4 protein-coding genes are annotated in these 3990 nt (G+C 57.8%); 2 read left to right on the plus strand and 2 right to left on the minus strand.

The annotated features are described in order from the left end of the window. Window positions 1-80 precede the first annotated feature (80 nt). Both L248_RS05365 and L248_RS05370 read right to left on the minus strand, forming a co-directional pair. Complete coding sequence (locus L248_RS05365) at window positions 81-713, minus strand: HD domain-containing protein (protein ID WP_022529101.1); 633 nt, start codon at window positions 711-713, stop codon at window positions 81-83. Between the two features lie 98 nt (window positions 714-811). Beyond that, window positions 812-1327: an HdeD family acid-resistance protein gene (locus L248_RS05370; protein ID WP_022529102.1), complete on the minus strand. Its 516-nt coding sequence runs from the start codon at window positions 1325-1327 to the stop codon at window positions 812-814. 123 nt (window positions 1328-1450) lie between these two features. Here L248_RS05370 and L248_RS05375 point away from each other — a divergent pair, with 123 nt between their 5' ends. Then, window positions 1451-3187, plus strand: coding sequence for an ABC transporter ATP-binding protein (locus L248_RS05375; RefSeq protein WP_022529103.1), 1737 nt, complete (start codon window positions 1451-1453; stop codon window positions 3185-3187). 144 nt (window positions 3188-3331) lie between these two features. Next, window positions 3332-3805 (plus strand): Hsp20/alpha crystallin family protein, encoded by a 474-nt coding sequence (locus L248_RS05380; protein ID WP_022529104.1) that lies wholly within the window; start codon window positions 3332-3334, stop codon window positions 3803-3805. The last annotated feature ends 185 nt before the right edge of the window (window positions 3806-3990 follow it).

Genomic DNA, 3990 nt, shown 5'->3' on the forward strand with positions numbered 1-3990 from the left:
TCAGTACCAGACACTAACCTGTCCCCCAATCTGCGCAGCCCGGAGTCACCCGGGCCAGAGCATGACAATAACCCCGCCCGTCAGATTTCCGCCATGTACTCCGCCACAAACTGCTTCATGAACGCTGTCCGCTCTTCAGCCATCTGCCGGGCGGCGGGCGTGTTCATGGTGCCCGCCAGAGTGAAGAGTTTCTCGTAGAAGTGGTTGATGATCGTGCTCGGCTGGCGGTAGTTGGCCGCGGTCAGCTGCTGGCGCGGGGGAATGGCGGGGTCGTAATCTGGGCTGCCGTGGGTGGCACCGTACCGGATGGCCCGGAAGATGCCCACTGCTCCCAGGGCGTCCAGCCGGTCGGCGTCTTGGACGATTTGCCCCGCCAGCGGCAGCGGCTGGCGGGTGTCGATGTTTTTGGCAAAGGACATGTGGTCGATAATGAAGGTGATTTGGTTGATGTCATCCTTGGGTAAGCCGGCCGTTACGGCCAGTTTCTGTTCTAGGGCGGCCTTGGCCTGCGCCGAGTCGGCGACCAATTTCTCGTCGTAATAGTCGTGGAGGTACGCGGTCGCCAGGACTAAGGTGCGATCGACCGTAGGGTATGCGGCCAGCAGCCGGCGGGCGTTGGCCACCACCCGCTGAATGTGGGCGAAGTCGTGGCCGGAGCGGTCGCCGACGGCTTGCTCCTGGGCAATCTGGGCAATGGCAGTGAGTTGATCCATGGCATGTCTTCCTTTCTGCAATGAGCTGCCGCATTTTCTTCCTATAAACAAAAGCGCTGGTCGCAGCGGACCAGCGCGATGATAAGTATTGGTCGAGCTTAGAACGCCCGGGCCAGGAAAATGACCCCGAAGATGACCAGGTAGGCGGCCACCAGGTAAGCCAGTGTGAACAGGGAGACCAGCGGGTTGAAGAGCATCATGATGCCGACGATGATGCCCAGGACGGCCATGACGATGTTGAACGTGCGGTGCAGCGAAAAATCGGCGGCCGCAATTGAGGCAATCGAGTCCACCAGGAACCAGATGGCGAACAAATAGGACAAGAAAATGACGCTGAACATGCTGTTGGCGAAAAGCAGGATGGCAAACAGAATGTCCAGGATCCCGGTGAGCAGGACGTAGGTGGACCGGTCGACGCCAGCCTTGCCCATGTCGTACCACACGGCGATGTCCATGATTCCCTTGAACAAGACACCCAGGGCAAAGGCCCAGACGATACCCCGGAGCGCACCGCCGGGAGACATCATTGCCCAGATCCCCAGGAGGATGAAGAGCACACCCAAGATAGCAAGCGGCCAACGGAAGTGTTGGCGCGGCGATTCAAATCTTTCCATTTTGATAACCCCCTTACATCCTTTATTTTACCATGTTGCGCTGGCACCGGGCGGCAATAACGCCACTGGGCGGCCAACACGGTACAATGGAAGATACGAATGATATGTAAAGGAGGCTTGCCCATGTTTCAATCAACGATTTGGCGAATGCTCCGCTTCTTTGCCCGCCAACTGGCGGACGCCAAAAAATATCTCGTGATCGTCATGTTCATGCTGGTGGGCACAGCGGCGATCCAATACGCCATCCCGCGCATCACCCAAGCGGTCATTGACCAGATGATTCCCCAGCACGCCGTGACGCTGCTGGCCTGGAGTGTCGCCGGCCTGCTGGGCCTCACGGCACTCAACGGGCTGCTCTCCGCCGGCAGCAACTACCTCCTGGCCCGTGTCTCCCAGGGGGCGGTCTCCCGTCTGCGCAACACTTTGTTCACCCACGCCCTGGGGCAGGACTTCGCCTTCTTTGAAACCAGTAAGACCGGCGACCTGATGGTAGTTCTGACCAGCGACGTGAATGCCCTGCAAGGCTTACTGTCGCCCCAGGCCCTGGGCCTGATTGGCAGTATTTTGACGGCCCTGATCGTGCTGGTCATTATGCTGATCCAGAACCCCGTCTTGACTGGACTGATCGTCCTCACCTTCCCCTTGCTGTTCCTCGTCAACCTGTATTTCTCCCGCCTGATCCACGGTGCCTGGCGGCGGGTGCGGCAGTCCACGGGGACGATGAATAATCAGATTCAAGAAAGCCTGGGCTCGATCCTGCTGATCAAGAGCATGGCGACCGAAGACCAGACGGCGGACACGTTCGCTGACGTGAACGAGAGCAACCGCCAGAATCAGCTGGCGGCGACCAAGTACTTCGCCGAGTTCTCGCCCCTCATCGACTTTGTGGACTATTTGGGAACGGCCTTGATTATTGGCGTCGGTGCCTACCAGGTCATGGGTAAGAGCTTCACCGTCGGCGGTATCGTTGCTTACCTTTCTTACTTAACGATCCTGCAAGCACCGGTGCGGGCCTTGACGAACCTGATCGATCGCTTCCAGCAGGCCGTGGTGTCCTACGAACGGATTGAAAACCTCATTGCCCAGCAGGCACTGGTCGTTGATCCGCCCCACCCGGTGGCGCTGGCGCCGTTCCACGACCAGATTGCCTTCCAGCACGTGGACTTCCATTACGGCAATAATGTGCCGATCCTGCACGACGTCTCCTTCACCCTGCCGAAGGGCGAGAGTGTCGCACTGGTGGGATCGTCCGGAGCCGGCAAGACGACCATCACCAAACTGCTGGACCGCTTCTACGACGTCACCGGCGGCGCCATTACCTTCGACGGCATCGATATTCGCCAGGTGCGGCGCCGCGACCTGCGCCGCCAGATCGGCGTCGTCACCCAAGACGTCCTCCTGCTGGACACGTCGATTCGCGACAACATTGCCTATGGTCTCGGCCCGGTCAGTGACGACGCACTCTGGGCGGCCGCGGAAGCGGCGAACATCGCTGACTTCATCAAGTCGCTGCCCGAGGGGTTAGACACCCGGGTCGGTGAGCGCGGCGTGCGGCTGTCCGGCGGGCAGAAGCAGCGCATCGCCATTGCCCGCATTTTCCTCCAAGACGCGCCCATCGTTGTCCTGGATGAGGCCACGGCGGCCTTGGACAACGAGACTGAACGGCGCATTCAAACCAGCTTCGACCGGCTCATGGCCAACCGCACCAGTTTGGTCATTGCCCACCGGCTGTCCACCATTCAGCATGCCCGGGAGATCCTGGTGCTGGAACATGGTGAAATCGTGGAACGCGGAACGCACAAGGAATTGCTGGCCAAGAATGGCCGCTATGCCCAGCTCTACAGTCTGCAGTTCAAGTAGCCCAGAGGTCGAAAAAAAACTTCCAACCAATATTAGCAGTCGCTTGACTTGACTGCTAATTACTGCTATTATAATAAGTGCAGTGAGGGAAAAGGATCACGGTCCCGCTCCCCCACAGAACTTTGCGAAAGGAAGTTTTCTGTTATGGCAAATGATATGATGACTCGGCGCAATAACAATGATTTGATGAACAGTGATCCGTTCTTCGACAGCCTGTCCAACCGTTTCTTCGGCCCGATGTCTAACTGGATGGATTGGTTCAATCCCCTTGTCAACACCACGGCTGTTAACGGATTGCGGACTGATGTGAAGGAAACCAAGGATAGTTACATCACCCGCGTGGATATTCCGGGTGTCGATAAGAACGACATTAAGCTCAACTACCACGATAACGTACTGAGCATCAATGTGACGAAGAAGGATATCAACGACCACGCCGATAAGGATGGCAACGTTCTGATGTCCGAGCGCAAGTACGGCACAATGAGCCGCAGCTACCAGCTGCCCAACGTCGACGTCAGCGGCATCAAGGCCGAATACGACAATGGTGTCCTGACCGTCACGCTGCCGAAGCTGTCTGTGGATAACGAGCACAACCACAACATTGACATTCAGTAATCACCAGTAAGAAATCCCCCCGGTTGCCTGTGAGGCGGCTGGGAAACGACCAATGTGACCGATAGTTGAATACCAATAAGGTCCCCTGCCAGGAGTGAAGAAACTCGCTAGTGGGGGGCTTTTTTTGCAGAGGGCGGAGCGGCCCGGTTAGAAGCGTAGGCATAAGGCGGGGCAAGGGAAAAACC

This window comes from Schleiferilactobacillus shenzhenensis LY-73 (assembly GCF_000469325.1).
In the GTDB taxonomy this organism is placed as follows: domain Bacteria; phylum Bacillota; class Bacilli; order Lactobacillales; family Lactobacillaceae; genus Schleiferilactobacillus; species Schleiferilactobacillus shenzhenensis.